Here is a 23327-nt window from a genome sequence, read left to right as displayed (position 1 = left end):
TACATCCTATAAACCTCTGTACTGTAAAAGAAACTTTAAGGTTTGTCGATTAAACTGAATAAGAAGTGAAATCTAACCTTATTTGGTAATTATTCTCATTTATATGTATACTAGAAAAAAAGGTTTAGGATCGGATGCGGTGCGTTTATCAGCTTTAAAAGTGAAGCAAGCGGCGACCATCACCAAAGTGAATCGGATAGAAGTAGAGTCCGATCAGCAAGATTTGGTCGCAATTCGTTTGGAAAGTCTGGGTTTTGTACCAGGCACACGAGTGGAAGTGATTACCAAGGGTATTTTTGGTGGTGATCCGATCTTGATCCAAATTGGCTTTACTCGTTTCGCTTTGCGTAAAGCAGAAGCGGAAAAAATTGAAATTCTAATAGAAGAAGGAGTACCCGCATGAGTGATGCGTTACGTATTGCCCTTGTGGGAAACCCGAACTGTGGTAAAACCTCTCTTTTCAACCATTTAACTGGAACTCGACAAAAAGTTGCAAACTATGCGGGTGTAACTGTTGAGCGTAAAGTAGGTCATTTTCAGTTACCTTCGGGCCGAGCAGTGCGTGTACTCGATTTACCGGGTACATATAGTTTAAATGCAACTAGTCCTGATGAAGTTATTACTCGTGACGTTTGTTTGGGTAAGATTGCAGAAGAAGGGCAGCAAGATGCCTTTTTGTGTGTGGTTGATGCCACTAACTTAAAATTGCATTTAGGGCTGGTGCTGGAAATGATTGGACTAGGTCGTCCGATTTTACTTGTACTGAATATGATGGATGAAGCACGTCGTCGCGGCATCCAAATTAATACTCAAAAGTTATCTCAACGTTTGGGTGTGCCAGTTGTTGAAACAGTTGCTGTTCGTAATGCGGGTATTGAAAATTTACTACATGCCCTTGATCAAGAAAAATACAGTGTGCCACAAACTGAATTGAGTGGCTTAACAGGGACTCATCATCAAAAAATCGATATGATTTTTAAAGATGTTGTTCATTATGTTGAGCAGGGCGATAAGCGTACTGATTTTCTAGATCGAATTTTCTTGCATCCAATTTTAGGTTTACTAAGCCTTGCGCTCATGATGTTTATTGTGTTCCAAGCAGTTTTTGCGTGGGCAGCTCCATTCATGGATGGCATTGAAGGTTTCTTTGGCTGGTTGGGTGAGGTAATAGGAAGTGTGATTACACAGCCACTACTGCATAGCTTGGTTGTTGATGGAATTATTGCTGGTGCAGGTGGCGTAGTTGTGTTCTTGCCACAAATTCTGATCTTATTCTTCTTCATTTTAGTATTAGAAGAATCAGGTTATTTACCGCGTGCAGCATTCTTGCTTGATAAATTAATGTTTCAAGCTGGTTTAAGCGGGCGAGCTTTTATTCCGTTACTTTCAAGCTTTGCCTGTGCAGTACCAGGAATTATGGCTACGCGTAGTATTAGTGACCCTCGTGACCGCTTTACGACCATTATGGTTGCGCCATTAATGACCTGTTCGGCACGTTTGCCAGTATATGCCTTGCTGATTGCTGCATTTATTCCAGAGAAAATGGTCTGGGGTATTTTCAACTTACAAGGTCTGGTGCTATTCGGTCTGTATATGGCTGGTATTGTGAGTGCGCTTTGTGTTTCATTTTTAATGAAATTCTTCCAAAAAGATAAATCTCAACATGCCTTATTGCTAGAGCTACCGAGTTATCGCTTTCCTGATTTAAAAAGTGTGGGAATCGGTTTGCTGGACCGTGCAAAGATCTTCTTGAAACGCGTCGGCGGAATCATTTTTGCGCTCTCTATTTTGCTATGGTTTTTGTGTACTTTCCCACAACCACCAGAAGGGGCGACATTACCTGCCATAGATTATAGTTTTGCCGGTATGCTCGGACACCTTATTCAACCTTTATTTGCTCCAATTGGTTTTAACTGGCAAATCTGTATTGCTTTAATTCCAGCTATGGCTGCGCGTGAAGTTGTGGTTGCAGCATTAGGTACAGTTTATGCCTTGTCTGCAACGAGTGACGATGCAGTAGCTCAAGGTTTGTCGCATTTGATTAGTGCGGATGGTTCGGGCTGGTCTTTGGCCACAGGTTTGTCGCTTTTAGTGTGGTTCATTTATGCTCCACATTGTTTGGCTACATTGGCAACAGTACGCCGTGAAACAGGTTCATGGAAACATGTTTCTGTTATGACTGCCTATCTGTTCGGTTTGGCTTATTTGGCATCGTTTGTTACCTATCAAATTGCTTCCCACTATTGGGGTTAAGGCAAGAAAGGAGGTTGTATATGATTCAATATCTGATTATTGCAGTTTTAGTGATTTGGAGTACTGTAGTTGTTTTTAAAAAGGTATTTCCAAAAACAGCAAATTCAGTCTTTTCTACACTATCTGTATTTTGTGAAAAGCAGGGTTGGATAACCTTGGCAAAATGGCTTAAACCAAAAATGACCTTTGGTTGTGCTGGTGGCTGTGGTTGTTCAAGCGAAGATAAACCTACGAATACAGTTCAAGAAATTAAGCCGATTAAATGGCAATAAATTTAGTATTTCTTGTTTCGTCTAAAAAGCCATCATATTGATGGCTTTTTTACGCACTGACACAAAAAAAGATGAATAAAGTTCAAACTGAAAAAGCATTCAAAACAGCAAAGTGCTAACATTTTTGCCATTCTGTCGATTGATAAATTGTGGGGCAAAAATGTTAATACAACGTGGTGGATTAAAAGTTGTCGCAGGCTTGGGAATATCAGGCGTTTCTGCTGTTAATTTCCTGCATGAACAAGGCTACCAAGTTGCAGTAACAGATTCTCGTCCCACACCGCCTGGTTCTGACCAGATTCCAGCTGGCGTTAAAACCAGTTTCGGTCAACTTGACCAAGAATTATTATTACAAGCAGAAGAAATTATTTTAAGCCCAGGCCTTGCACCGCAATTACCAGAAATTCAGGCAGCTATTGCTCAAGGGATTTCAGTAGTAGGTGACATTCAATTATTACGCCGTGCGACTGAAGTGCCTATTGTGGCTATTACGGGTTCTAATGCGAAAAGTACAGTAACGACTTTAATTGGTTTAATGGCTAAAGATGCAGGTAAAAAAGTTGCTGTGGGTGGAAACCTAGGACGCCCAGCTCTAGACTTGCTAAAAGATCAACCAGAGTTACTTGTACTTGAGCTATCCAGTTTTCAGCTAGAAACTACATCTCATTTAAATGCTGAGGTTGCTGTAGTTCTTAACATGAGTGAAGACCATCTAGATCGTCATGGTGATATGTGGGGTTATCACCAAGCAAAACACCGTATTTTCCAAGGCGTTAAAAAAGTTATATTTAACCGCGATGATGCTTTAAGTCGCCCTCTTGTTCCAGATACAACACCGATGCAAAGCTTTGGTCTAAATGCACCAGACTTAAATCAATATGGTGTTTTAAGAGATGGAGATGGCGCGCTTTGGCTTGCACGTGGTTTGCAGCGTTTAATTAAAAGCTCAGATTTATATATTCAAGGCATGCACAATGTAGCCAATGCTTTAGCTTGTTTAGCATTAGGTGAAGCAATTGGCTTGCCTATGGAATCTATGCTTGAAACGTTAAAACAATTTAAAGGATTAGAGCACCGCTGTGAGTATGTGAGAACTGTACATGATGTGCGTTATTACAATGACTCTAAAGGAACCAACGTTGGTGCTACACTTGCAGCAATTGATGGTTTAGGCGCTGCAATTGAGGTTAAGAAAGGGAAGGTTGCCTTGATTTTAGGTGGGCAGGGTAAAGGTCAAGATTTTGGTCCATTACGTTCTTCTATCGAAAAATATGCCAAAGTTGTGGTATTGATTGGTGAAGATGCTCCAGTTATTGAACAAGCAATTCAGGGCGCAACCAAAACTTTGCATGCAGCAACACTCAAAGAAGCTGTAGAGCTGTGTCAACGTGAAACACAAGCTGAAGATGTGGTGTTGTTATCACCAGCCTGTGCAAGTTTTGATATGTTTAAAAGTTATAATGACCGTGGTCAGCAGTTTGTTGCCTGTGTCAATTCGTTGGTTTAAAGAAAACATGATTAGGAATGTAGTATGGCAGGCTTAGCTCAGACCACAATCCAGAAAATCAATCATTGGTATGAACGGATATTGCCTAAATGGCCAGCGGAAGTGACGCCACGTAATGTCCTGATTTTCTGTGTCGTTGCATTATTGTGTATCGGTTCAGTGATGGTGGCATCTGCTTCGATGCCCTATGCTGAATATATGCATGAAAACCCGTTTCACTATGTGATTCGTCATGGTATTTCGATTGTCGCTGCGGCTGTGGTGGCATATTTGACCTATCGTATATCACTCAATACTTGGTTTAAAAACACTTTCCCGCTGTGGCTGTTGACCATGGTTCTGTTGCTTGCTGCTTTGGTGGTAGGTTCAGAAGTGAACGGTTCTACACGTTGGATTAAGATCGGTGGCTTTACTTTACAGCCAACCGAGGTTGCCAAAGTCATGATGGCAATCTTTACCGCAGACTACGTTGTGCGCCGTGCCAAAGAGGTTCGTACTCACTGGAAAGGCTTATTACGTTTAAGTGGGGTTATGGCAATTACGGTTGGTTTGATTATTGCTGAGCCTGACTTGGGTGCTACGATCGTAATTGTATTGATGATGGTCGGGGTATTCTTTTTAGCTGGTGCACCGCCAACACAGTTCTTAATTATGTTAGGCGCTATTGTAACCGGTATCGTATTTTTGATCTTATTTGAGCCGTATCGTTTCCAGCGTTTGATTTCGTTTACCGACCCATGGGCAGATCCATTAGGCGTGGGGTATCAGTTATCAAATGCATTAATGGCCTTTGGTCGTGGTGAGTGGTTTGGTACAGGCTTAGGGCACAGTGTACAAAAGTTATCTTATTTGCCAGAAGCACATACTGACTTTATGTTGGCGGTGTTAGGCGAAGAATTTGGTTTCTTTGGTATTTCGATTGTCATTGGTTTGTCTTTCTTGATGTTAGCATGCTGTATCAAAATTGGTCATCGTGCATTGAAACATCATTACCTTCGTGCAGGCTATTTAGCTTACGGTATCAGTATTATTTTCTTGCTCCAGATCTTGGTAAACGCGGGCATGAATATGGGTTTGATGCCGACTAAAGGTTTAACTCTGCCATTTATTAGTTATGGTGGTACATCTTTAATGATGTGTGCTGCGATGATTAGCTTGATCTTAAAGATTGATGCTTCAACCCAAGAAGTAAATCCAGAAAGGGAAGAATCAAACTTCTAGTTAGGTATTTAGGCATGAGAAAACCCGATTTGATATCGGGTTTTTTTATTTATAGGTATGTTCCGCTGAGCTCTTGTCCATGTGGAATTAAATCTATATTCCACTGTGCTACAGCCTGCTTTAGCATCATTTTAGGCTGGTCTAAACCAACCTTGGGTTGTCCCAATGCTTGGATGGCTTGTTGCAGCAATTGAGGAGCTTTAGATAAATCGAGTGCTTGAGCAAGGTTTTGCTTAGAGAGCTTTTGCCCTTGATCATTCATGGCGAGAGGGAGGTGTAGATAGCTCAGTTTAGGGTATCCTAAGAGTTTGCTAAGCCAAATCTGACGTTCGGTGTTATCTAATAGGTCTGAGCCTCGAACGACATGGGTGATGCCTTGTAAATAATCATCCACAACGACAGCAAGTTGATAGTTAATAATCCCATCACGACGTTTAAGAACAAAGTCTCCAAGGTCGTGTTGTAGATTAGAGCAATGAAGTCCTTGTAGTCGGTCATCAAAACAGATTTGTTGATCTTGAACTTTTACCCGAATTGCTTGGTCTTTAAAATCAAGATTGAGATTGCGGCATGTGCCCGCATAGATTGCATTTGAACCCAGCATTTTGCGTGTACATTGACAAGCATAGATTAGACCCTCTTTTTTAAGTTGATCTAGTACACTTTCATAAATGTCTAAACGGTTTTTTTGAAAGATGATTTCTGCATCGGGTTCGAACTGGAAGGCTTCCAGTGAGGTGAGGATATGCTCTTCACTGCCCGGATAAATACGAGGGATATCTGTGTCTTCGACACGAACCAGCCATTTGCCTTGGTGAGCTTTAGCATCACAATAACTGGCGACGGCGGTAATGAGTGATCCAAAATGCAAAGGGCCGGTTGGCGAGGGCGCAAACCGACCTGAGTATGAAAAGCTAGGCTTTTCTTGAGTAGCTACAGCGGTCATATTAACCGTTATTTTGCTTCTCTTTAATTTCTGCCAAAGTTTTGCAATCAATACATAGAGTTGCAGTTGGACGTGCTTCTAAACGACGTACACCGATTTCGATACCACATGTTTCACAGAAACCGTAGTCTTCGTTTTTAATTGCTTCCATAGATTGTTCGATTTTACGAATCAACTTACGTTCACGGTCACGTGTACGCAATTCAATTGCAAACTCTTCTTCTTGGGTAGCACGGTCATTCACATCGGGCAATGCAGTTGATTCGTCTTGCATCGTATTCAACGTACGATCAACTTCAGACATTAATTCAGCTTTCCATGCCTGCAGAATTTGTCGGAAATGCTCGAGCTGTCCTTCAGACATGTACTCTTCATTTTTCTTAGGTTGATAAGGTGCAATACCAAATAAACTTGCAGTTGTGCCTATGTCAGAAGTTTTAGGTTTCACTTTACGTGCACGTTTTGCAGAAGCTTTGTCACCTTCCACTACAACTTCTGTATGTTCATCCAAAACTTGGTTGTGGTTGTCATTCGCCATAATAGGGCATTCCTCATCATACACGTATTATCTATACGCAAAAAATATGGTGATATGCAAGTGTTTTTATAGAAAACCATCGATGGATTTTCCCATCGGGTCGTCATCATATAGATTTTTCCTGCAAGATGATAGTCATTCTGCCCCGTAAATATTTTCAAAACGTGTTTAGCCTAGTCATAATTACATATAAGCATATAAAAAGTAGAGCTAATAGCCTGAAATATCAGTATTTATAAGGCCCTGAAAATTTTCAAGACGGAAGACTTTTGTTTCAAAACTACCATCGTTTTTTAGACGAATGTAGCGGTAGCCAGGAGCATTTTGGTCTAGGGCAAACTCATTACTAAACGGTTTGAACTGAACGCTTGTCGAGGGTGTCGAGAAAAATTCGATCCCTTGCCAAGTGTTTAGTGAGTCTTGGTGAACGTGCCCGCAGATTAAAGCTTTTACATTTTTAAATGGAGCTAATGTTGTAAGCAACGCATTAGAATTTTGTAACTTGTGATGATCAATCCATTTAGATTTCATGGCAAAAGGATGATGATGACAGGCCAGCAAAACAGGGTTATCAGAAAACTCTTCGAGTAATGTCTCTAAATTTTGTAGTTGTTCTGGTGACAGGTGTCCATCAATGTGACCTTTTACAGCACTATTTAATAAAATAACGCGCCAGTTTCCTAAACAAATGACCACAGGTTCCTGATGGTTTTCTTTATGCAATGGAAAATGGTCAACGTTATCATGATTACCCAGTGTCTGAAAAAATGGCAGACCTAACGTTTGCATATATTGGATATAACGTTTGTAGGTAATAGGCGTTGGTGCTTGAGCCAGATCTCCAGTATGGATAATGGCATCAGTTTCAGGATGTCTTTTCAGGATCTGTTGAATAATGGCATGAAAACTTTCTTCAGGATTCATCCCCACAAATTCTAAGTGCGGATACTCCAATAAATGGGTATCGGTAATTTGTATAATGACATGGTCTTTTTGTGAAAGTGTTGAGACTTGAAAAGTCACCGTCCTACCTCGTCGGATTTTATTATCGTTGTGATGTGTTGAGATAGCCATTGTAACGCCATAATGACAGGAGCATTTCTCAAACGTCCTTGACTCAATAATGTTGATATTTCGCTGTAATCAAACAAGTGTAAAAGAATATTTTCACCTTCATCAGGCATGCCGAAAACTCCGCCTTTTGTTGGTAAATCTGTTTCAGCAGCATATAAGTGAAATAGTTCTGAACACGCCCCAGCAGATGGATAAAAGCTGAATAGATGTTGTACATGATTAATCGTACATCCTGATTCTTCAAGCGTTTCACGATGAATGCAGCTTTCAGGAGTCTCGTCTCCATCTAATACACCTGCAATTATTTCCAGTTGCCATGGTGAATAGGCATCATTAATTGCGCCAACCCGAAATTGTTCAATCAGCGCAAATTGTTGTCTTTGATCGTTGTAGAGTAGAACGCCAGCCGCTTCAGGACGATGAACAAGTTCACGCTGTAATACATGAGTATATTCAGGCTGATTAAATAGACGATGTCGAAGGCTGACTTTTTCAACTTGAATAAAACCACGGAATAGAGATTCACGTGATGTTACTTCGACATCTTTAGATGTATAACTTGGACGTTCAACAATACTCATGATTCGATCAGGACGAAATCTATTTATTTCATCCTAACCGAGAATCATAGCTAGGCAAGTGTTTTTTTTGAATATTTACACTTTATGATACAGTTTTTGACCTTGTTCCTGATAAACCTCTTTCATGGCTTTGAGGCCTTCTTCAACCTCTGAATTGCTATTAGTGAGGTTGTTGGCATAGTCACGAACATTCTGGGTGATTTTCATCGAGCAGAACTTCGGTCCACACATTGAACAGAAGTGAGCAGATTTATGAGCCTCTTTTGGTAAGGTTTCATCATGCATGCTACGCGCTGTATCTGGGTCTAGACTTAAGTTGAACTGATCATCCCAACGGAATTCAAAACGAGCTTTTGACAAGGCATTATCGCGAACTTGCGCACCCGGATGACCTTTCGCAAGATCAGCAGCATGTGCTGCAAGCTTGTAGGTAATAATTCCGTCTTTAACATCTTTTTTGTTTGGTAGACCCAAATGTTCTTTCGGTGTGACATAACAAAGCATTGCTGTGCCATACCAACCAATCATGGCTGCGCCAATTGCAGATGTAATGTGGTCATAACCCGGAGCGATATCAGTCGTTAAAGGCCCAAGTGTATAGAATGGTGCTTCTTTACACACTTCTAGCTGAAGGTCCATGTTTTCTTTAATCATGTGCATTGGTACGTGACCAGGGCCTTCAATCATGACTTGAACATCATGTTCCCATGCGCGGTGTGTAAGTTCACCTAGAGTTTTAAGTTCGCTGAACTGTGCTTCGTCATTTGCATCTTGAATACAGCCCGGACGTAAGCCATCACCTAAGCTAAATGAAACATCGTAGGCTTTCATGATTTCACAGATTTCATCAAAATGAGTGTATAAGAAGTTTTCTTCATGATGTGCTAGGCACCACTGCGCCATGATTGAACCACCACGCGACACAATACCCGTTAAACGGTTTGCTGTAAGCGGCACATAGCGAAGCAATACACCTGCGTGAATCGTGAAATAGTCAACGCCTTGCTCAGCTTGTTCAATAAGTGTGTCTTTGAAGATTTCCCATGTTAAATCTTCTGCAACACCATCAACTTTTTCAAGTGCTTGATAAATTGGTACTGTCCCGATTGGAACAGGTGAGTTACGAATAATCCATTCACGTGTTTCATGAATGTTTTTACCTGTCGATAAATCCATAATGGTGTCGGCACCCCAACGGGTTGCCCACGTCATTTTTGCAACTTCTTCATCAATTGAAGAGCCAAGCGCTGAGTTACCAATGTTGGCATTAATTTTAACCAAGAAGTTACGACCAATAATCATTGGTTCAAGTTCTGGGTGGTTAATGTTGGCAGGAATGATCGCACGACCTTCAGCAACTTCTTGGCGAACAAATTCAGGTGTAATTTCTTTTAAGTTTTTTGCACCAAAATTTTGCCCAGGATGCTGGCGCATATCAACACCTTCACGCTGGCGCTGATTCTCACGAATTGCAATATATTCCATTTCAGGTGTGATAATACCTTGCTTGGCATAGTGCATTTGAGAGACATTTTTGCCAGCTTTAGCACGGCGTGGGTTTTGAATATGAGCAAAACGAATGTCAGCGGTGCGAATGTCTTTTAAACGTTCTTGACCAAAAGTTGAAGTTAAACCAGAAAGTACGTCAGTATCGTTACGTTCTTCAATCCAGTTCTGGCGAACTGAAGGTAAACCTTTGTCTAAATCAATTTGAACATTTGGATCTGTATAAACACCTGAAGTGTCATAGACCATAACAGGGGGATTATGTTCACCACCTAGACCAGTTGGAGTATCTGTTAAAGAAATTTCTCGCATTGGAACCTGAATATCAGGACGAGAGCCTTCAAGATAAACTTTTTTAGAAGCGGGTAAGATGCGGGTTAAATCTTTTGCATCTTGTTCATGTTGTGCTGAAATTTCAGCTGAAGAGAGATTCGTTAACTGGTTCATTACATGATCCTTATGAATAACATCAACGAATCAAGCACGACCAAAAACGATGGCGGATTTATCTTTACGAGATAAATTTAAGGCTTAAGTTTTCAGATGGCTTGATTCCTACGCAGGTCTTAACCTGATCAGGTTCAACGGTACTCATGTTCAAACTTGTGTTGCGATAACACAAAATTTACACAATCTCAGCGAGTTATTACTCGCGCTCCGTCAAGCGATTTACAGACTAACATGTTTTAGGTTGGGTGGCATTGTCAATTTGTATCTATACAAACAGCATCTATATGGCAGTCACGATAGACTTCAGTGTTCCATGGGGAGTCTAATTTTAATAGCTGCTCAAGTTGTTCATGAGTCATCTGATAATTTGATTTTTTATCGCCATTCTTATCAGTTAAATCTATTTTAAATTGCTTATTACGCTCTTCTACAGGCGTGGCAATAAATTTAAGAAATTGCTCGGCAGGTTTCGTTAAACTCGACTGATTTTGTGTAGACAGAAATTGAATTTGTTGAAGTGCATCTTTATCAAACCATGTGTTCGGTGCATATTCATCTGAAACAGGGGTGTTATCTAGACCAAAGAAAATAAAATAGCGATATTCGTTAAAGAGCAGTTTTGCATCACCAATAAAGTGGCTTTTTGGATATTTTTGAATAAATTTTTCCCAAAATAATGCACGTTCAGTGAGCTCTTTCCAAGAAATAGCCAACGCACCATCGTTATAAAAAATATTTTGATTGTCTTTCGCCATACGAGTTAAGAACTCTTTTTGGTCAGCAGGTAAGGCTTTAGAAAAAACATCAACTAAATAGTTTGGCTGACGTCGATAGGTGAACATGCCTTCGCCTTGATAGAGAAGTTCAATATAGGCTTGGCCTTCATGTTGAAGTAAATATTGATCACGTGAGCTCAGTTGGTCGAAGAGCTTTTTCTGACTTTGAATTACCTTTTTAAGGTTTTGCTGTTTATGTTCTAAAACAGCATAGCCAAAAGCTTCAAACGCTCTACCTGTTTTTTCAGTGTAGTCTTGTTTAATAAAACGTTGATACATGGCTGTTGATGCATCAATTAGCTTAAGCTGTTCATCATTTTTTAACGAAGGAACACAGGTTTTAAGCTTTTCATTAATTTGATTTAAGTCTTCTATTTTACTGTTTTGATTAATCGTGTGCATAGCTACCATAATTTGTAAGCAACTACTGTCTTGTTTTTGAGTGGCCTTTTGCTCTGTTGATTTTTGCTCTTTAGATACAGCCTGATTTTGCTCTGATGTTTTATTACATCCAGCTAAAAGTAGTGCGCTGCACATACTCATCATTAGAACTTTTTTCATGATTATATTTTTATCGAAGTGAACATTGCTCAAATTATAACTCGGAAAAAGATTGCATCATTGTTAGAAATCTTTATTATTAGGTAGATCGGTCTACTTAATAGTAAAGCTATGAATGATAAATCTGCAAGACAGAAAATTCTCGATGCTGCTGCAACTTTGTTTTATAACGATGGCATTACTGCAACAGGAATTAACTCTGTTACGGCTAAAGCAGATGTTGCTAAGATGTCGCTTTATAATAATTTTTCTTCAAAAGGCGAGCTTGTCGATGCCTACATTGCTGCGCGTCATCAAGAATGGCTTGATCTCTACCAAAAGCGTCTAGAAAAAATAAAAACAGCTAAAGACGCTATCTTGGCCGTGTTTGATGCCTATCAAGACCATGCAGAATTTGCCTATGAAAAAGGCTTTCGAGGTTGCGGGTTGTTGAATGCTGCGGCTGAGTTTCCTGCGAATAGTGCAGGGCGAAGTTCGGTAAGACAACATAAAGAAGAAGTCGAGGCTATTGTTGCTGAGCATTTAAAAAAATTGATACCAGACTCACAGCGGATTAACTATGTGGCGACGCAGCTTTCTTTTCTTTTAGAGGGTTCTATGGCAAGAGCAGGGTTAGAAGGTAACAGTCGTCAACTTCTATTAGCAAAGCAAATGGCAGAAGATATTTTAAGTAGAGAATGCCCACATGATTAGCCTCATTAAAAATAGTAGTTATGGGGGCACAATTGCGATTTTAGTTGCTTCCGTTTTGTGGGGAACAACAGGTACAGCGGCCGCATTTGCACCGACACTTGGCCCACTCGCTATTGGTGCCGTAGCGATGGGCGGAGGTGGTCTTTTACAAGCTTTGGTTGCATCAAGAGCGATACGTGAAAACCGACAATTTATAAGGGAAAATCTTTTAATACTGCTTTTGGGTGTGGCGGCTGTTGGTATTTATCCTTTGGCTTTTTATTCTTCAATGCATTATGCAGGTATTACGATTGGCACCGTGGTTTCAATTGGTTCTGCTCCACTGATCGCAGCAATTTTAGAGCGATTTTTTGATCGCAAAGCTTTGTCCGCCATCTGGTTTCTAAGTTTTCTTTGCGGTGTGCTTGGCGTAACAATGTTGTCGATGGGTGAAAGTCATGCGGTTCTAGATAGTGCAAATCAATGGAATAAATACTTCGGTATTTTTCTTGGGCTTGTCGCAGCTACAACTTATTCGCTTTATTCATGGGCTGCAAAAAGATTAATAGATCGGGGTGTTGCCTCTAAAGCTGCAATGGGCATGATTATGGGGGGAGGGGCAGTTATTTTGCTTCCTACTTTGCTGGTTACAGGTGGTGGGTTATTACAAAGCTCAACCAATTTACTTGTTGCTGGTTATATGATGCTGATTCCTATGTTTTTGGGCTATTTACTTTTTGGTTTTGGACTAAAAACAGTAAATGCCAGTAAAGCAACGACCTTAACTTTATTTGAACCTTTAGTTGCTGCGATTTTTGCCATTGTGTTGGTAGGTGAGCATGTTTCATGGTTGGGTTGGATAGGCATGTTTTTGATTTTTATTTGTATTTTAATATTGTCAAAAACCGAGAACGCTTAAAAACTAAAACTTTTAATGGCTTGAGTTTGATTCGAATTTTTCTTAGTCTTAAAGGCAAGTTTTATCGTTGATTTGAACAATGAAAATAAAATTAATGGTCGCTGTTGGCCTTTGGAGCTTTGCATCTTCGAGTTTTGCTCTAGATTTGGTTGAGACTTATGAGCGCGCAAAACAAAATGATCCGACATGGCAAGCCAATCAACAACAATTTGAAGCAGATCAACTTAATTTAGGCTTGGCAACAGGAGCGTTATTACCCACCGTTACACTGTCTGGAAACATTACCCGTAATCGACAAACTGTAAAGCGTTCAAACTTTCCGGGTGTTGACCAGGAAGGTCTTTCAGATGCTTTGGTGAGTAACACGTCAACGACTCGGCAAGCGACCTTAACTGCACGTCAGCCATTATTTCGAATGGACGCTTGGGAAGGTTATAAACAAGTTAAAACTTCAGTTGCCTTAAGTGAAATCACCTTAAGACTGCAAAAACAAGATCATGTTTTAAATGTAGCAGAAGCCTATTTTAATGTGTTGCGTCAGCAGGCTCTGAGTGTTGCATACCTACAAGAAGAAAAGGCTTTGCTTGAGCAGCTGAATATGATGAATGCCAAACTCAAAGAAGGTTTGGTTGCACGGAGTGATGTGAGTGAAGCAAATGCTCAATACCAAAATGCTAGAGCCAATCGTATTTCAACCAATGTTCAATTACTTTTAGCCCAAGAACAGCTTTCTGAATATATAGGTTCTTATCAAGATAAACTTGCTGTATTGCGAAGTGACTTTAGTTTTCAAAAGCCTTATCCAGCAGAACTTAATGATTGGACTTCTTTGGCCCAGCAAAAAAATCTAAAGATCCAGCAAGCCCGTTTACAGCAACAATATAGTGAAGATCAGCGCCGTGTAGAAAAAGCCGCGCTTTATCCTCAAATAGATGCTGTGGCGAGCTATGGTTATACCAAACAGACCCCAGAGACTCTTATTTCCACTGACGGAAAATTTGATCAGGTTGGGGTAGAAATGAACTGGAATTTATTTAATGGCGGGCGTACTCGAACATCAATTAAAAAAGCGACTGTCGAAGCCAGTAAAGCTCAGGCTCAACTTGATGCAGCCATCCGCCGTGCCAATGTCGATGTGAAAAGTGCATTTATGCAGGTCGATACAGACCAAGCCAAACTCGAAGCAAGAAAAGCTGCAATGGATTCATCTTCTTTAGTTTCTCAAGCCTCGAAAGCGAGCTATAACGAAGGCTTAAAAAGTATGGTTGATGTTTTATTGGCGCAGCGTAATGCTTTTTCGGCAAAACAGGATTATCTTAATGCTCAATATGACTATTTATTGAATGTACTTCGTTTAAAAGCTGCGGTAGGTCAGTTAGGTGAAAAAGATCTGGTTGAGCTTAATAGCTGGTTAACTTATCAGTAATAAAAATGCTTTTATCTGAAATTTAATTTTGTCATAAAAACTTAATGATTGCTGTGTTCTAATGCTCAATCATTTTATTCCTGCGCCATCATATTGGAGGCTTCCCTTGAGTCCAAGTAATCCGGTGTTAACCCATCATATTTCTTCTCAATTTAATGAAGATTTGCAAGATGTAAACACAAAGTTTATGACCATGGGTGGCTTGGTCGAACAACAGGTCGCTAATGCAATTCATTCTTTACTTGATACCGACGCTAATTTAGCGATTGATGTTCAATTTAAAGATAATGCAGTCAATCAATATGAACGTGATATTGATGAAGGCTTGACGCTAATTTTGGCGCGTCGTCATCCAGCAGCGATTGACTTGCGTATGGTTATTGCCATGAGCAAAGCCAATACTGACCTTGAGCGTATTGGTGACGAAGCTGCAAAAATTGCCCGTATTGCGCAGAACCTTTGTGAAGAGGGTGGTTCGCCTCGTGGCTACATGGAAACACGTCATATTGGTAATCAGGTTCGTGTCATGATTCATGATGCACTTGATGCTTTTGCACGTTTAGATGCAGACCAAGCTTTGCGTGTGCTTTTAGCTGATGCTGACATTGACCGTGAATATCAGTCAGCAACGCGTACATTAATGACCTATATGATTGAAGATCCACGCCATATTGCACGTGTTATTAATGTTATGTGGGTTCTACGTTCTTTAGAGCGTATTGGGGATCATGCACGTAACATTGCTGAGCAAGTCATTTATATGGCAAAAGGCTTTGATGCTCGTCATACTAAAATTGAAGAAATTGAAGCTAAAGTTCACGAAAAGTAATTTTGAGCTGAAATATTTAAAAGCCTTGTTTAAAACAAGGCTTTTTTATTTTTAAAAATAATAAATAAAAAAATGTCCCGAACTTTGGGGGGAAGTTCAGGACAGAAAATCAAATGCATAAACACGACAGGGATCGTGCTCTTCTTGCTATAAATTGATATTAAGTTCTTGGCTTTTTGATGTCATGTAGAGTCCTGTTCGCTCTATGTAAGGCTTTTTATGCTTGTGTAAGTTTCACGTAAAAAAAGGCAGGTCTATGTATATAGACCTGCCTTTTTAATGATAAATGAGCTAGAACAAACGGATTATTCTGGTTTCCAGCCTTCAGCTTTTTCTACGCTTTCATCATTATTAAAGAACTTCTCACGTTGTTCTTCAAGGAACTTCTTCGCATCTGGTTCAAACACGTTTAAGCGTTTTTCATTAATCAGCGTAGTTTGGTGTTGTAACCATTCTTGCCATGCTTGCTTAGAAACATTTTCAAAAAAATCTTGGCCTTTAGCACCCGGAAAAGGAGCAAAGTCTAGACCTTCCATTTCCTTTTGATATTTGCGGCAAAATACTTGTCGACTCATGATTTATCCTTAAGCGTATAACTGTTCTAAACGTGTATGGGCACGGGCAATCGCAGCTTCAACCTGTTTTGGTGAAGTTCCGCCAATATGATCACGTGCATTTACAGAAGCTTCTAGTGTTAAGGCTTTATCAAATACATCTGCTGTAATTAAGTCAGAGAATTGTTGTAATTGCTCAAGTGTTAACTCAGATAAATCTTTTTCTTCAGCAACACCTAATGCAACAGCTTTACCTACAATTTCATGAGCATCACGGAACGCAACGCCTTTTTTCACTAGGTAGTCAGCAAGATCGGTTGCTGTTGAGAATCCGCGAAGTGCAGCTTCACGCATGATTTCAATATTTGGAACCAATGCAGGAATCATATCTGCGAAAGCCATGAGTGAACCACGAACCGTATCGATTGCATCAAATAAAGGTTCTTTATCTTCTTGGTTATCTTTGTTGTACGCCAATGGTTGACCTTTCATGAGCGTAAGTAAGCTAATTAAGTCACCAAATACACGGCCTGATTTACCACGAATAAGTTCAGGAACATCCGGATTTTTCTTCTGTGGCATGATTGAAGAACCAGTACAGAAGCGGTCGGGAATATTCACAAATTTGAACTGTGCAGAAGCCCAAAGGATTAGCTCTTCAGACATACGTGATAAATGCATCATGATCAGTGCAGCAGCTGCGTTAAACTCAATTGCAAAGTCACGGTCAGATACTGCATCAAGTGAGTTTTCAGATACAGCTTCAAAACCTAACAGTTCCGCTGTGTAAGGGCGGTCAATCGGGTAGGTTGTACCAGCAAGTGCAGCTGAACCAAGCGGCATACGGTTAACGCGCTTACGACAATCTTGAAGACGTTCAGTGTCACGAATTAACATTTCAAACCAAGCCAGTAAGTGGTGGCCGAAAGTCACAGGCTGAGCAGTTTGTAAGTGTGTGAAGCCCGGCATAATTGCATTTACATTTTTGGCAGCCAAGCCTAACAAGCCTTTTTGTAAGCGTTCTAATAATTTTAAAATATCATCAATTTCGTCGCGTAGGTAAAGACGAATATCGGTTGCAACCTGATCGTTACGGCTACGACCTGTATGTAGTTTTTTACCTGTAATGCCAATACGTTGAGTCAAACGTGATTCAATGTTCATGTGAACATCTTCAAGATCGATGCGCCACTCAAAGGTACCAGCCTCAATTTCTGAGCGAATGGTGTTTAAACCTTCAATAATGTCATCGCGTTCTGCTTCTGTGAGTACGCCAACTTTCGCAAGCATGGTAGCATGCGCAATGGAACCCGCGATGTCTTGTTTATAAAAACGCTGGTCAAACTGAACAGAGGCGGTAAATTCGGCTACAAAAGCATCCGTCGCTTCAGAAAAACGACCACCCCACATACCTGAGGTTTGGTCTGGGGTTACTGAATTAGGGGGATTTGAAGATGTGGTCATGGTGGCTCAGTAAAATAAAAAAGAGTATATCACTTGCCGAAGCTCAACAAACAAAGTTGTTTCCTACAGCATACCGAAATCAAAATTCTTCCTATTTTTTTACGAAAAACGGGCGTTGGCAACACTTATTCGAATTAATTATCGCAAGTAATGTTTTGGCACTGGTCTTGGCATTGGCTGAAGCGCAGTCTTGGCAAGCATTAAGCGGTGGACGCCTTTTGCAATACATCGTTTTTATTAATTGGGTTATATTGTCATTTTTTGCCTTGGTTGAACGCTTTCAAGGTTTTTTTAGCAGTTTACGTCAAGAATTTGCCTTGGTTATTGGCTTTGTCATGTTGCAAGGTATTGTTGTTTTAACCACATTCATGAGTAATTTTTTTCAGTTTGGTCTTTTAAATAAACATGCTTCTTTGACACAGAACTGGGGCATTTATTTTACCAATGTACCTTTATATTTAAGCTATGGAATATTGCTCGGGGCTTTCTGTTTACGGTATTTATATGTCAGAGAACAATGGTTACATCAGCAATATGCAGAATTAAATGCCCGTATTCAGGCTATGCAAGCGCGAATTCATCCTCATTTTTTATTTAATAGTTTAAATAATGTAGTCAGTTTAATTGCGATAGATCCAGATAAAGCAGAAAGCATGCTCATTAGTCTGTCACGTTTATTTCGTGCCAGCTTCCAAGAATTGAAATTGGTGAGTCTGCATGAAGAAATTGAGCTGAGTAAACAATATTTAATGATTGAGCAGGTGCGTTTGGGGGAGCGTTTAAAAGTAGATTGGAAAATCGAGCTTTCACCTGTGCAACTGAAACAGGTCACCATTCCTTTATTGACATTACAACCTTTGTTAGAGAATAGTATTTTTCATGGGGTAGAACCAATGATGGGTAAGGCAACCATAGGGGTATTGGTTGAAATATTGCAAAATCAGGTCAGTATAGTCATTACCAACCCATATACAGACGATACAATAAATTCAAGGAAAGGGCATGGAATCGCGCTTGAAAATGTAAAACAGCGCCTGAAAGCATATTATGGGAGTTCCGTAAGATTTCAGGTTTATAAAGGTGAAACCTTATATACCACCATTATGAGCTATCAATATCAAACAAAATAATAAGTTAGTCAGAGTTAACCATAAAAACATGGATCAAGTTAACGGTGACAAGGAGGATGAATGAAGGTGCTGATTTGTGATGACGAACCACTTGCAGTGGAGCGATTATCACGTTTAGTTTCAAAGATGGGACATGAAGTTGTATCAACGGCTCAGCATGGACAAGAAGCCTTGGAACAGGCGCGGCTTCATCAACCGGATGTAATTTTACTTGATATTCAAATGCCAGGTATGAATGGTCTTGTCTGTGCGGAACAGATAAGTCAGCTACATCCTCGACCTGCGATTGTATTCTGTACGGCCTATGATCAACATGCATTGGAAGCATTTAAGTCTCAAGCTCAAGCTTATCTTCTTAAACCAATTGATCCTCAAGAACTTGAACAAGTTTTTAGTCAATTGACTCAGCTTACTCAAGCACAGCTTAATGCCTTGCCACAACATGATTTTTTGCATGATCTAAAAACACAGCGACATCAAATTGCTGCAAAAACCTATCGTGGGGTTGAGCTGATTCCTGTTGAAAATATTTATTATTTTTTAGCCGATCAAAAATATGTCACGGTGCGTCATCAAAATGGCAGTGTATTAATTGATGAAACTTTAAAAGAGCTTGAAACCGAATTTGCAGATCAATTCATTCGTATTCATCGAAATGCATTGGTTGCAGTTGCATATTTAGATGGACTGGAGCTCGTTAGCTCTGGGCAATATCAGGTTCGTTTACGTGGACTAGATGAACGACTTTCAGTGAGCCGTCGACATTTATCTATGCTTAGAGAGCGGATTCACCAGCTCTAAACTTAAAAAGAGTTATCTTGGACGTGCGAGATTTTACTTGCAATTTTAAGGGATCAAGTTAAGTTTAGGGTGTATTGTTTGACCAGCCCATGCTTGAATTTATGAAAACCTTGAAAATTGCTACACGACAAAGCCCACTTGCTCTCTGGCAGGCAGAATATATTCGTGCCCGATTACAGGAGCTTCACCCAGATTTAACGGTGGAGTTGGTTAAATTTGTCACGCAGGGCGATAAAATCTTAGATACTCCTTTAGCAAAAATTGGTGGGAAAGGGCTGTTTGTTAAAGAGTTAGAAGCAGCACTTCTAGATGGGCGTGCAGATTTAGCTGTACATTCAATGAAAGATGTCCCGATGGCTTTGCCAGATGGTTTAACCTTGGCAGTAATTTGTGAACGTGAAGATCCATTAGATGCTTTCGTTTCAAATCAATTTGAAAAATTTGCTGACTTACCTCAAGGTGCAAAAGTTGGTACCTCAAGTTTACGTCGTAAATCTCAAATTTTAAAACAACGTCCTGATTTGCAAATTATTGACTTGCGTGGAAATGTTGGCACACGTTTAGCAAAGCTAGATGATGGTCAATATGATGCTATTATTTTAGCTAGCGCTGGTTTGAAGCGCTTAGGGTTGTCAGAACGTATTCGTCATTGTTTAGCACCAGATATTAGTTTGCCTGCGGTGGGTCAAGGTGCATTGGGCTTGGAATGCCGTGCAGCTGACCAAGATGTATTAGCTTTAATTCAACCATTATTACACGAAGAAACTGATGTTTGTGTACGTGCTGAGCGTGCTTTTAATGCCTATCTTGAAGGTGGTTGTCAGGTTCCAATTGCAGGTTATGCCACACTACAAAATGGACAAATCCATATTGAAGGGCGTGTTGGAAGTCCTGATGGCCAAACGTTACTACGTGCTGAACTGACAGATGAAGCCAGCAATGCTCATCAATTGGGTGAAAACCTTGCTCGAAATTTACTTGACCAAGGCGCGGGCGAGCTATTAAAGGCTCTCTACTAAACCATGTTGTTTATTAATACTCGACCTGATTCTCGTGCAACTGAACTAACAGAAGTTTTGCAAAATAAGGGATTTCAGGTTGAGTCTTTACCTCTTTTAGAACTCGTTGCCAAACCTTTTTCTGAACATTTACTTCAGCTTTACCAACACTTGGTTAAGGCTCAAGTTATTGTTGTCGTTAGTCCAACCGCTGTTGATGTGGGGATGAAGTATTTGGCACAAAGCGGCTTAAAACTAGCTGCCTTAAAACATATTCAGTGGATTGCCGTTGGACAGTCAACGGCCAATTGTCTAAATGAATATGGAATAGAAGCACATATTCCAGATGTTGAAACCTCAGAAGGGATGTTGAATCTACCTATTCTTCATAACATGAAGCAAGCTGGTAGCATCGCTTTTTGGCGAGGAGAGGGTGGACGTCAATTTATGATGGAAACTTTGCAGCAGCAAGGCATTCAGATTTTAAATTTCGTTTTATATCATCGGCAATGCCCAGAAGCCTCATATTCTACATTCAAACATCTGACACAGAATTCAAATTATAATTTAAACAAATGGCTAGTCTTAATTACCAGTGAGGCCAGCTGGAAATATTGGTTAGAGCTTTGTTCAAAAAATAATGTGCAACCTGATTGTGTATATTTGGTTTTAGGACCACGACTTTTTCAAATTGTTAAAGAATATCGCGATCAACAACAGGCTTATTTTCACATTATTCAACTTGAAAATTTATCGCCTTCGGGGATGATTCATCACATTCAGGCATTATAAGGATTTATATGAGAAAACTTGTTTCTATCATCATTTTACTGGGCATGGCTTGGTTGGCTAAGCTCAGTTACGATATGTGGCAAATTTCTCGTACTGTTCCCGAGCTTAAGCAAAGTCTGCTTCAATCAGAACAGCACTATGCCAATCTAAATGATCAATTGGTTGCTTTACAGCGACAACTACAGAATCAACCTGTAAATACAGGCGATAAACTGAGTTCAGTGGCTCATCCAGATGCTCCACCAGCAGGTATTGCTCCTACAGTTTTAATTAAACAAAAGTTAGATTTAATTCAATTTGCAATTGATCAACAACAATTGATTTATGCGGTTGATCAATTAAGTCAGTTACAGCAATCCCTTGCACACTATGAAATTGCACCTGCATTGCAACATAGCTTGAACCAATCGCTTGAGCAGGATAAACAAGCAGTTCAACAATTCAGTTTGGCCCAAAATCAACGTCATCAATTGATTGATGATTTATTACAGACGATTGATAAAAATATTCAGCAAGCCTTAGCTCAGCCTAAACTTGAGATGGATCAATCCGAGTCTGTATCTTGGTGGAAAAGATGGTTCCGTATAGAAAAAGTAGAAACGCCGTCTATTAATTTAATGAATCGAAGCGTGGTGCTCAAAGAAGTGCAATTACGATTATTAATTGCTGAACAGGCACTCAATCAAGGCAAAATGACAGAGTACCAAAACGAGTTGCAATCTGTGATGCAAAAGCTAGATGAAATGCCCGATGCAACGAGTCAGCAGTTAAAAAAACGTATTGCTAAAGTGGCACATTTATCTGTCGTGCCTGTTCCTAAATTATCTACACTTGGTCTAATTGGCTCATAAGGAGGAGATATGAAACACCTCCTGTCGGTTTATTTCGTAATTAGTTTAATACTCTTTGCCGCTTTAGCTTTATTGAGCTACGGCTATGGAATGGGGTATGTCTATATCTACTGGCGACAATTGCAGTTGCAATCAAATGTCTGGGGTTTAACCCTAGCTTTTGTGGTCATGAGTTTTATTGCACAACTTTTATGGCTTTGGATTAAACGTTATTCCTCTCGAGAACAGAGGAAAAGTGAAAACATTTTCCAGTTTAAAAACCTTCACCCCTATGAACAATTAGGTATCGTCTGGTTATTAGAGGCCGCTGAAGACCAACGTGTATTTATTGAACGTGTTTTTACTCAGTCAGCGCTTTTAAAAAATATCATTGATGCCAAGTTTTTAGTTGCAAGTGGGGATTATCCAAAAGCATTAGCTGCTTTAGATCAATCACCGCCTATGGCATTTGAACTGGCAGAGTTAGAGCGAATCGAAATCTTTTTAGCCCAAAATGAAGCTGAACGTGCATTAACTCATCTTGAGTTTTTATATCAGCATCAGTTATCGCCTTGGCTTGAGGAAATTGAAACTGCCTACCAGCAACGATTAACTGCATTATGGGGGCAATTGGCGCTGCAACACCCATGGGTATATTTACGTTCAATGAAGTATGGTTTGCTAGATGCTGAGCACCGTGATTTATGGTTGCAGCAACTTCTTCAGCAGTTTGATGAAGCTTCTATTGACGACCTACATGCCTTGCAACAACGTTATTTAGATTTAGAGTCTGAGATTCAAACTCGACCTTATAGTAGTAAGTTGTTATGGCTCAAGCTATTGGCGCGTATTCCTGATATGAGCATGCAGCATGCAGCCTTAACACTACACTTATTAAAAGAACAGTTCGATCCAGAAGTGTTTTACCTGTGGTTTCAGCAACAACTGCTGAAACAAGTCCCAGACTATGCAGATGTCGAAGAAAAAATTATTGAATTTGAAAATCAATATATGAATTTGCCAGTTTTAACCTTTGCAAAATGGCATGTCTATATGGCAACTGGACGTCAAGTAGAGGCTGAAACATTATTATCATTATATCCAGATAATATTTTAATGAGCTATTTACGTATTAAGTCTACGCTTAAAGAAGATGAAGTGTTAATCAAACAGTTAAACCTAATCTTTGAAAATGATGCGAATTTTTTAAAATTTAAAATATGAGGC

At 39.9% G+C, this 23327-nt stretch carries 23 protein-coding genes and 1 riboswitch; of the genes, 15 read left to right on the top strand and 8 right to left on the bottom strand.

The window, feature by feature from the left end; all coding sequences use genetic code 11:
* The first annotated feature begins 139 nt into the window (after window positions 1–139).
* The 5 genes from MMY79_RS18125 to ftsW all read left to right on the top strand — a co-directional run bounded on the left by MMY79_RS18125 (window position 140) and on the right by ftsW (window position 5253).
* Window positions 140–403, top strand: a complete 264-nt coding sequence (locus MMY79_RS18125) for a FeoA family protein (RefSeq protein ID WP_252610736.1) — start codon at window positions 140–142, stop codon at window positions 401–403.
* A complete protein-coding gene (locus tag MMY79_RS18120; protein ID WP_252610734.1) occupies window positions 400–2253 on the top strand; it encodes a ferrous iron transporter B in 1854 nt (617 codons plus the stop codon). Before MMY79_RS18125 ends, MMY79_RS18120 begins: the two co-directional genes overlap by 4 nt.
* 20 nt (window positions 2254–2273) lie before the next feature.
* Window positions 2274–2525, top strand: a complete 252-nt coding sequence (locus tag MMY79_RS18115) for a DUF6587 family protein (protein WP_252610732.1) — start codon at window positions 2274–2276, stop codon at window positions 2523–2525.
* 160 nt (window positions 2526–2685) lie between these two features.
* Complete coding sequence (gene murD / locus MMY79_RS18110) at window positions 2686–4032, top strand: UDP-N-acetylmuramoyl-L-alanine--D-glutamate ligase (RefSeq protein ID WP_252610730.1); 1347 nt, start codon at window positions 2686–2688, stop codon at window positions 4030–4032.
* A 24-nt stretch (window positions 4033–4056) separates the two neighbouring features.
* Window positions 4057–5253, top strand: a complete 1197-nt coding sequence (gene ftsW, locus MMY79_RS18105) for a putative lipid II flippase FtsW (protein ID WP_004795141.1) — start codon at window positions 4057–4059, stop codon at window positions 5251–5253.
* A gap of 49 nt (window positions 5254–5302) precedes the next feature.
* On the opposite strand, the gene gluQRS is transcribed toward ftsW, so the two are convergent.
* The 6 genes from gluQRS to MMY79_RS18075 all read right to left on the bottom strand — a co-directional run bounded on the left by gluQRS (window position 5303) and on the right by MMY79_RS18075 (window position 11685).
* Entirely contained in the window at window positions 5303–6199 is an 897-nt protein-coding gene (gene gluQRS, locus MMY79_RS18100; protein ID WP_252610728.1) for a tRNA glutamyl-Q(34) synthetase GluQRS, read from the bottom strand.
* Window position 6200: 1 nt separating this feature from the next.
* Window positions 6201–6737, bottom strand: coding sequence for an RNA polymerase-binding protein DksA (gene dksA / locus MMY79_RS18095; RefSeq protein WP_252610726.1), 537 nt, complete (start codon window positions 6735–6737; stop codon window positions 6201–6203).
* Window positions 6738–6947: 210 nt separating this feature from the next.
* A complete protein-coding gene (cpdA, locus tag MMY79_RS18090; RefSeq protein ID WP_252610724.1) occupies window positions 6948–7760 on the bottom strand; it encodes a 3',5'-cyclic-AMP phosphodiesterase in 813 nt (270 codons plus the stop codon).
* Window positions 7757–8392: an NUDIX domain-containing protein gene (locus tag MMY79_RS18085; protein WP_252610722.1), complete on the bottom strand. Its 636-nt coding sequence runs from the start codon at window positions 8390–8392 to the stop codon at window positions 7757–7759. Before MMY79_RS18085 ends, cpdA begins: the two co-directional genes overlap by 4 nt.
* Window positions 8393–8467: 75 nt before the next feature.
* On the bottom strand, window positions 8468–10345 hold the full coding sequence (gene thiC / locus MMY79_RS18080; RefSeq protein WP_252610720.1) for a phosphomethylpyrimidine synthase ThiC: 1878 nt from the start codon (window positions 10343–10345) through the stop codon (window positions 8468–8470).
* Between the two features lie 88 nt (window positions 10346–10433).
* Window positions 10434–10568: riboswitch (TPP riboswitch) on the bottom strand.
* A 34-nt stretch (window positions 10569–10602) separates the two neighbouring features.
* Window positions 10603–11685: a hypothetical protein gene (locus MMY79_RS18075; protein ID WP_252610718.1), complete on the bottom strand. Its 1083-nt coding sequence runs from the start codon at window positions 11683–11685 to the stop codon at window positions 10603–10605.
* 111 nt (window positions 11686–11796) lie between these two features.
* Between MMY79_RS18075 and MMY79_RS18070 the strand changes: the two genes are divergently transcribed.
* The 4 genes from MMY79_RS18070 to phoU all read left to right on the top strand — a co-directional run bounded on the left by MMY79_RS18070 (window position 11797) and on the right by phoU (window position 15531).
* Complete coding sequence (locus MMY79_RS18070) at window positions 11797–12378, top strand: TetR/AcrR family transcriptional regulator (RefSeq protein WP_252610716.1); 582 nt, start codon at window positions 11797–11799, stop codon at window positions 12376–12378.
* A complete protein-coding gene (locus tag MMY79_RS18065) occupies window positions 12371–13276 on the top strand; it encodes an EamA family transporter (RefSeq protein WP_252610714.1) in 906 nt (301 codons plus the stop codon). The genes MMY79_RS18070 and MMY79_RS18065 overlap by 8 nt, the downstream gene beginning before the upstream one ends.
* 94 nt (window positions 13277–13370) lie before the next feature.
* Complete coding sequence (locus MMY79_RS18055) at window positions 13371–14702, top strand: TolC family outer membrane protein (RefSeq protein WP_252610710.1); 1332 nt, start codon at window positions 13371–13373, stop codon at window positions 14700–14702.
* A gap of 106 nt (window positions 14703–14808) precedes the next feature.
* A complete protein-coding gene (gene phoU / locus MMY79_RS18050; RefSeq protein ID WP_013199117.1) occupies window positions 14809–15531 on the top strand; it encodes a phosphate signaling complex protein PhoU in 723 nt (240 codons plus the stop codon).
* A gap of 305 nt (window positions 15532–15836) precedes the next feature.
* On the opposite strand, the gene MMY79_RS18045 is transcribed toward phoU, so the two are convergent.
* Together MMY79_RS18045 and argH are read right to left on the bottom strand one after the other, a co-directional pair.
* Window positions 15837–16106: an oxidative damage protection protein gene (locus MMY79_RS18045; RefSeq protein WP_004699209.1), complete on the bottom strand. Its 270-nt coding sequence runs from the start codon at window positions 16104–16106 to the stop codon at window positions 15837–15839.
* 9 nt (window positions 16107–16115) lie between these two features.
* The gene (argH, locus tag MMY79_RS18040) at window positions 16116–17549 is read right to left on the bottom strand and encodes an argininosuccinate lyase (protein WP_252610708.1); all 1434 of its coding nucleotides are present in this window, start codon (window positions 17547–17549) and stop codon (window positions 16116–16118) included.
* On the opposite strand from argH, the gene MMY79_RS18035 reads away from it, so the two are divergent.
* The 6 genes from MMY79_RS18035 (at window position 17540) to MMY79_RS18010 (ending at window position 23324) form a co-directional block, all read left to right on the top strand.
* Window positions 17540–18679 carry a histidine kinase gene (locus MMY79_RS18035; protein ID WP_252610706.1) on the top strand — a complete coding sequence of 380 codons (1140 nt, stop codon included), beginning with the start codon at window positions 17540–17542 and terminating at the stop codon, window positions 18677–18679. The two genes, argH and MMY79_RS18035, sit on opposite strands and share 10 nt — an antisense overlap.
* A gap of 60 nt (window positions 18680–18739) precedes the next feature.
* Complete coding sequence (locus MMY79_RS18030; protein WP_252610704.1) at window positions 18740–19480, top strand: LytTR family DNA-binding domain-containing protein; 741 nt, start codon at window positions 18740–18742, stop codon at window positions 19478–19480.
* Window positions 19481–19581: 101 nt separating this feature from the next.
* Window positions 19582–20499: a hydroxymethylbilane synthase gene (hemC, locus tag MMY79_RS18025; RefSeq protein ID WP_252610701.1), complete on the top strand. Its 918-nt coding sequence runs from the start codon at window positions 19582–19584 to the stop codon at window positions 20497–20499.
* 3 nt (window positions 20500–20502) lie between these two features.
* Window positions 20503–21270 carry a uroporphyrinogen-III synthase gene (locus MMY79_RS18020; RefSeq protein ID WP_252610699.1) on the top strand — a complete coding sequence of 256 codons (768 nt, stop codon included), beginning with the start codon at window positions 20503–20505 and terminating at the stop codon, window positions 21268–21270.
* A gap of 8 nt (window positions 21271–21278) precedes the next feature.
* Window positions 21279–22121 carry a hypothetical protein gene (locus tag MMY79_RS18015; protein ID WP_252610698.1) on the top strand — a complete coding sequence of 281 codons (843 nt, stop codon included), beginning with the start codon at window positions 21279–21281 and terminating at the stop codon, window positions 22119–22121.
* 9 nt (window positions 22122–22130) lie between these two features.
* Window positions 22131–23324 (top strand): heme biosynthesis protein HemY, encoded by a 1194-nt coding sequence (locus MMY79_RS18010; protein ID WP_252610696.1) that lies wholly within the window; start codon window positions 22131–22133, stop codon window positions 23322–23324.
* Window positions 23325–23327: the final 3 nt, after the last annotated feature.

The organism is Acinetobacter sp. XS-4 (genome assembly GCF_023920705.1).
In the GTDB taxonomy this organism is placed as follows: Bacteria; Pseudomonadota; Gammaproteobacteria; order Pseudomonadales; family Moraxellaceae; genus Acinetobacter.
The sequence above is the reverse complement of the archived record's forward strand: the minus strand, read 5'-3'. Positions and strand labels throughout refer to the sequence as shown.

Coding starts and splice junctions, on each gene's coding strand:
- MMY79_RS18120 (WP_252610734.1), top strand. CDS start 400: ATGAGTGATGCGTTACGTATTGCCCTTGTGGGAAACCCGAACTGTGGT.
- MMY79_RS18115 (WP_252610732.1), top strand. CDS start 2,274: ATGATTCAATATCTGATTATTGCAGTTTTAGTGATTTGGAGTACTGTA.
- murD (WP_252610730.1), top strand. CDS start 2,686: ATGTTAATACAACGTGGTGGATTAAAAGTTGTCGCAGGCTTGGGAATA.
- ftsW (WP_004795141.1), top strand. CDS start 4,057: ATGGCAGGCTTAGCTCAGACCACAATCCAGAAAATCAATCATTGGTAT.
- gluQRS (WP_252610728.1), bottom strand. CDS start 6,199: ATGACCGCTGTAGCTACTCAAGAAAAGCCTAGCTTTTCATACTCAGGT.
- dksA (WP_252610726.1), bottom strand. CDS start 6,737: ATGGCGAATGACAACCACAACCAAGTTTTGGATGAACATACAGAAGTT.
- MMY79_RS18085 (WP_252610722.1), bottom strand. CDS start 8,392: ATGAGTATTGTTGAACGTCCAAGTTATACATCTAAAGATGTCGAAGTA.
- thiC (WP_252610720.1), bottom strand. CDS start 10,345: ATGAACCAGTTAACGAATCTCTCTTCAGCTGAAATTTCAGCACAACAT.
- MMY79_RS18075 (WP_252610718.1), bottom strand. CDS start 11,685: ATGAAAAAAGTTCTAATGATGAGTATGTGCAGCGCACTACTTTTAGCT.
- MMY79_RS18070 (WP_252610716.1), top strand. CDS start 11,797: ATGAATGATAAATCTGCAAGACAGAAAATTCTCGATGCTGCTGCAACT.
- MMY79_RS18065 (WP_252610714.1), top strand. CDS start 12,371: ATGATTAGCCTCATTAAAAATAGTAGTTATGGGGGCACAATTGCGATT.
- MMY79_RS18055 (WP_252610710.1), top strand. CDS start 13,371: ATGGTCGCTGTTGGCCTTTGGAGCTTTGCATCTTCGAGTTTTGCTCTA.
- MMY79_RS18045 (WP_004699209.1), bottom strand. CDS start 16,106: ATGAGTCGACAAGTATTTTGCCGCAAATATCAAAAGGAAATGGAAGGT.
- MMY79_RS18035 (WP_252610706.1), top strand. CDS start 17,540: ATGTGGTCATGGTGGCTCAGTAAAATAAAAAAGAGTATATCACTTGCC.
- argH (WP_252610708.1), bottom strand. CDS start 17,549: ATGACCACATCTTCAAATCCCCCTAATTCAGTAACCCCAGACCAAACC.
- MMY79_RS18030 (WP_252610704.1), top strand. CDS start 18,740: ATGAAGGTGCTGATTTGTGATGACGAACCACTTGCAGTGGAGCGATTA.
- hemC (WP_252610701.1), top strand. CDS start 19,582: ATGAAAACCTTGAAAATTGCTACACGACAAAGCCCACTTGCTCTCTGG.
- MMY79_RS18020 (WP_252610699.1), top strand. CDS start 20,503: ATGTTGTTTATTAATACTCGACCTGATTCTCGTGCAACTGAACTAACA.
- MMY79_RS18015 (WP_252610698.1), top strand. CDS start 21,279: ATGAGAAAACTTGTTTCTATCATCATTTTACTGGGCATGGCTTGGTTG.
- MMY79_RS18010 (WP_252610696.1), top strand. CDS start 22,131: ATGAAACACCTCCTGTCGGTTTATTTCGTAATTAGTTTAATACTCTTT.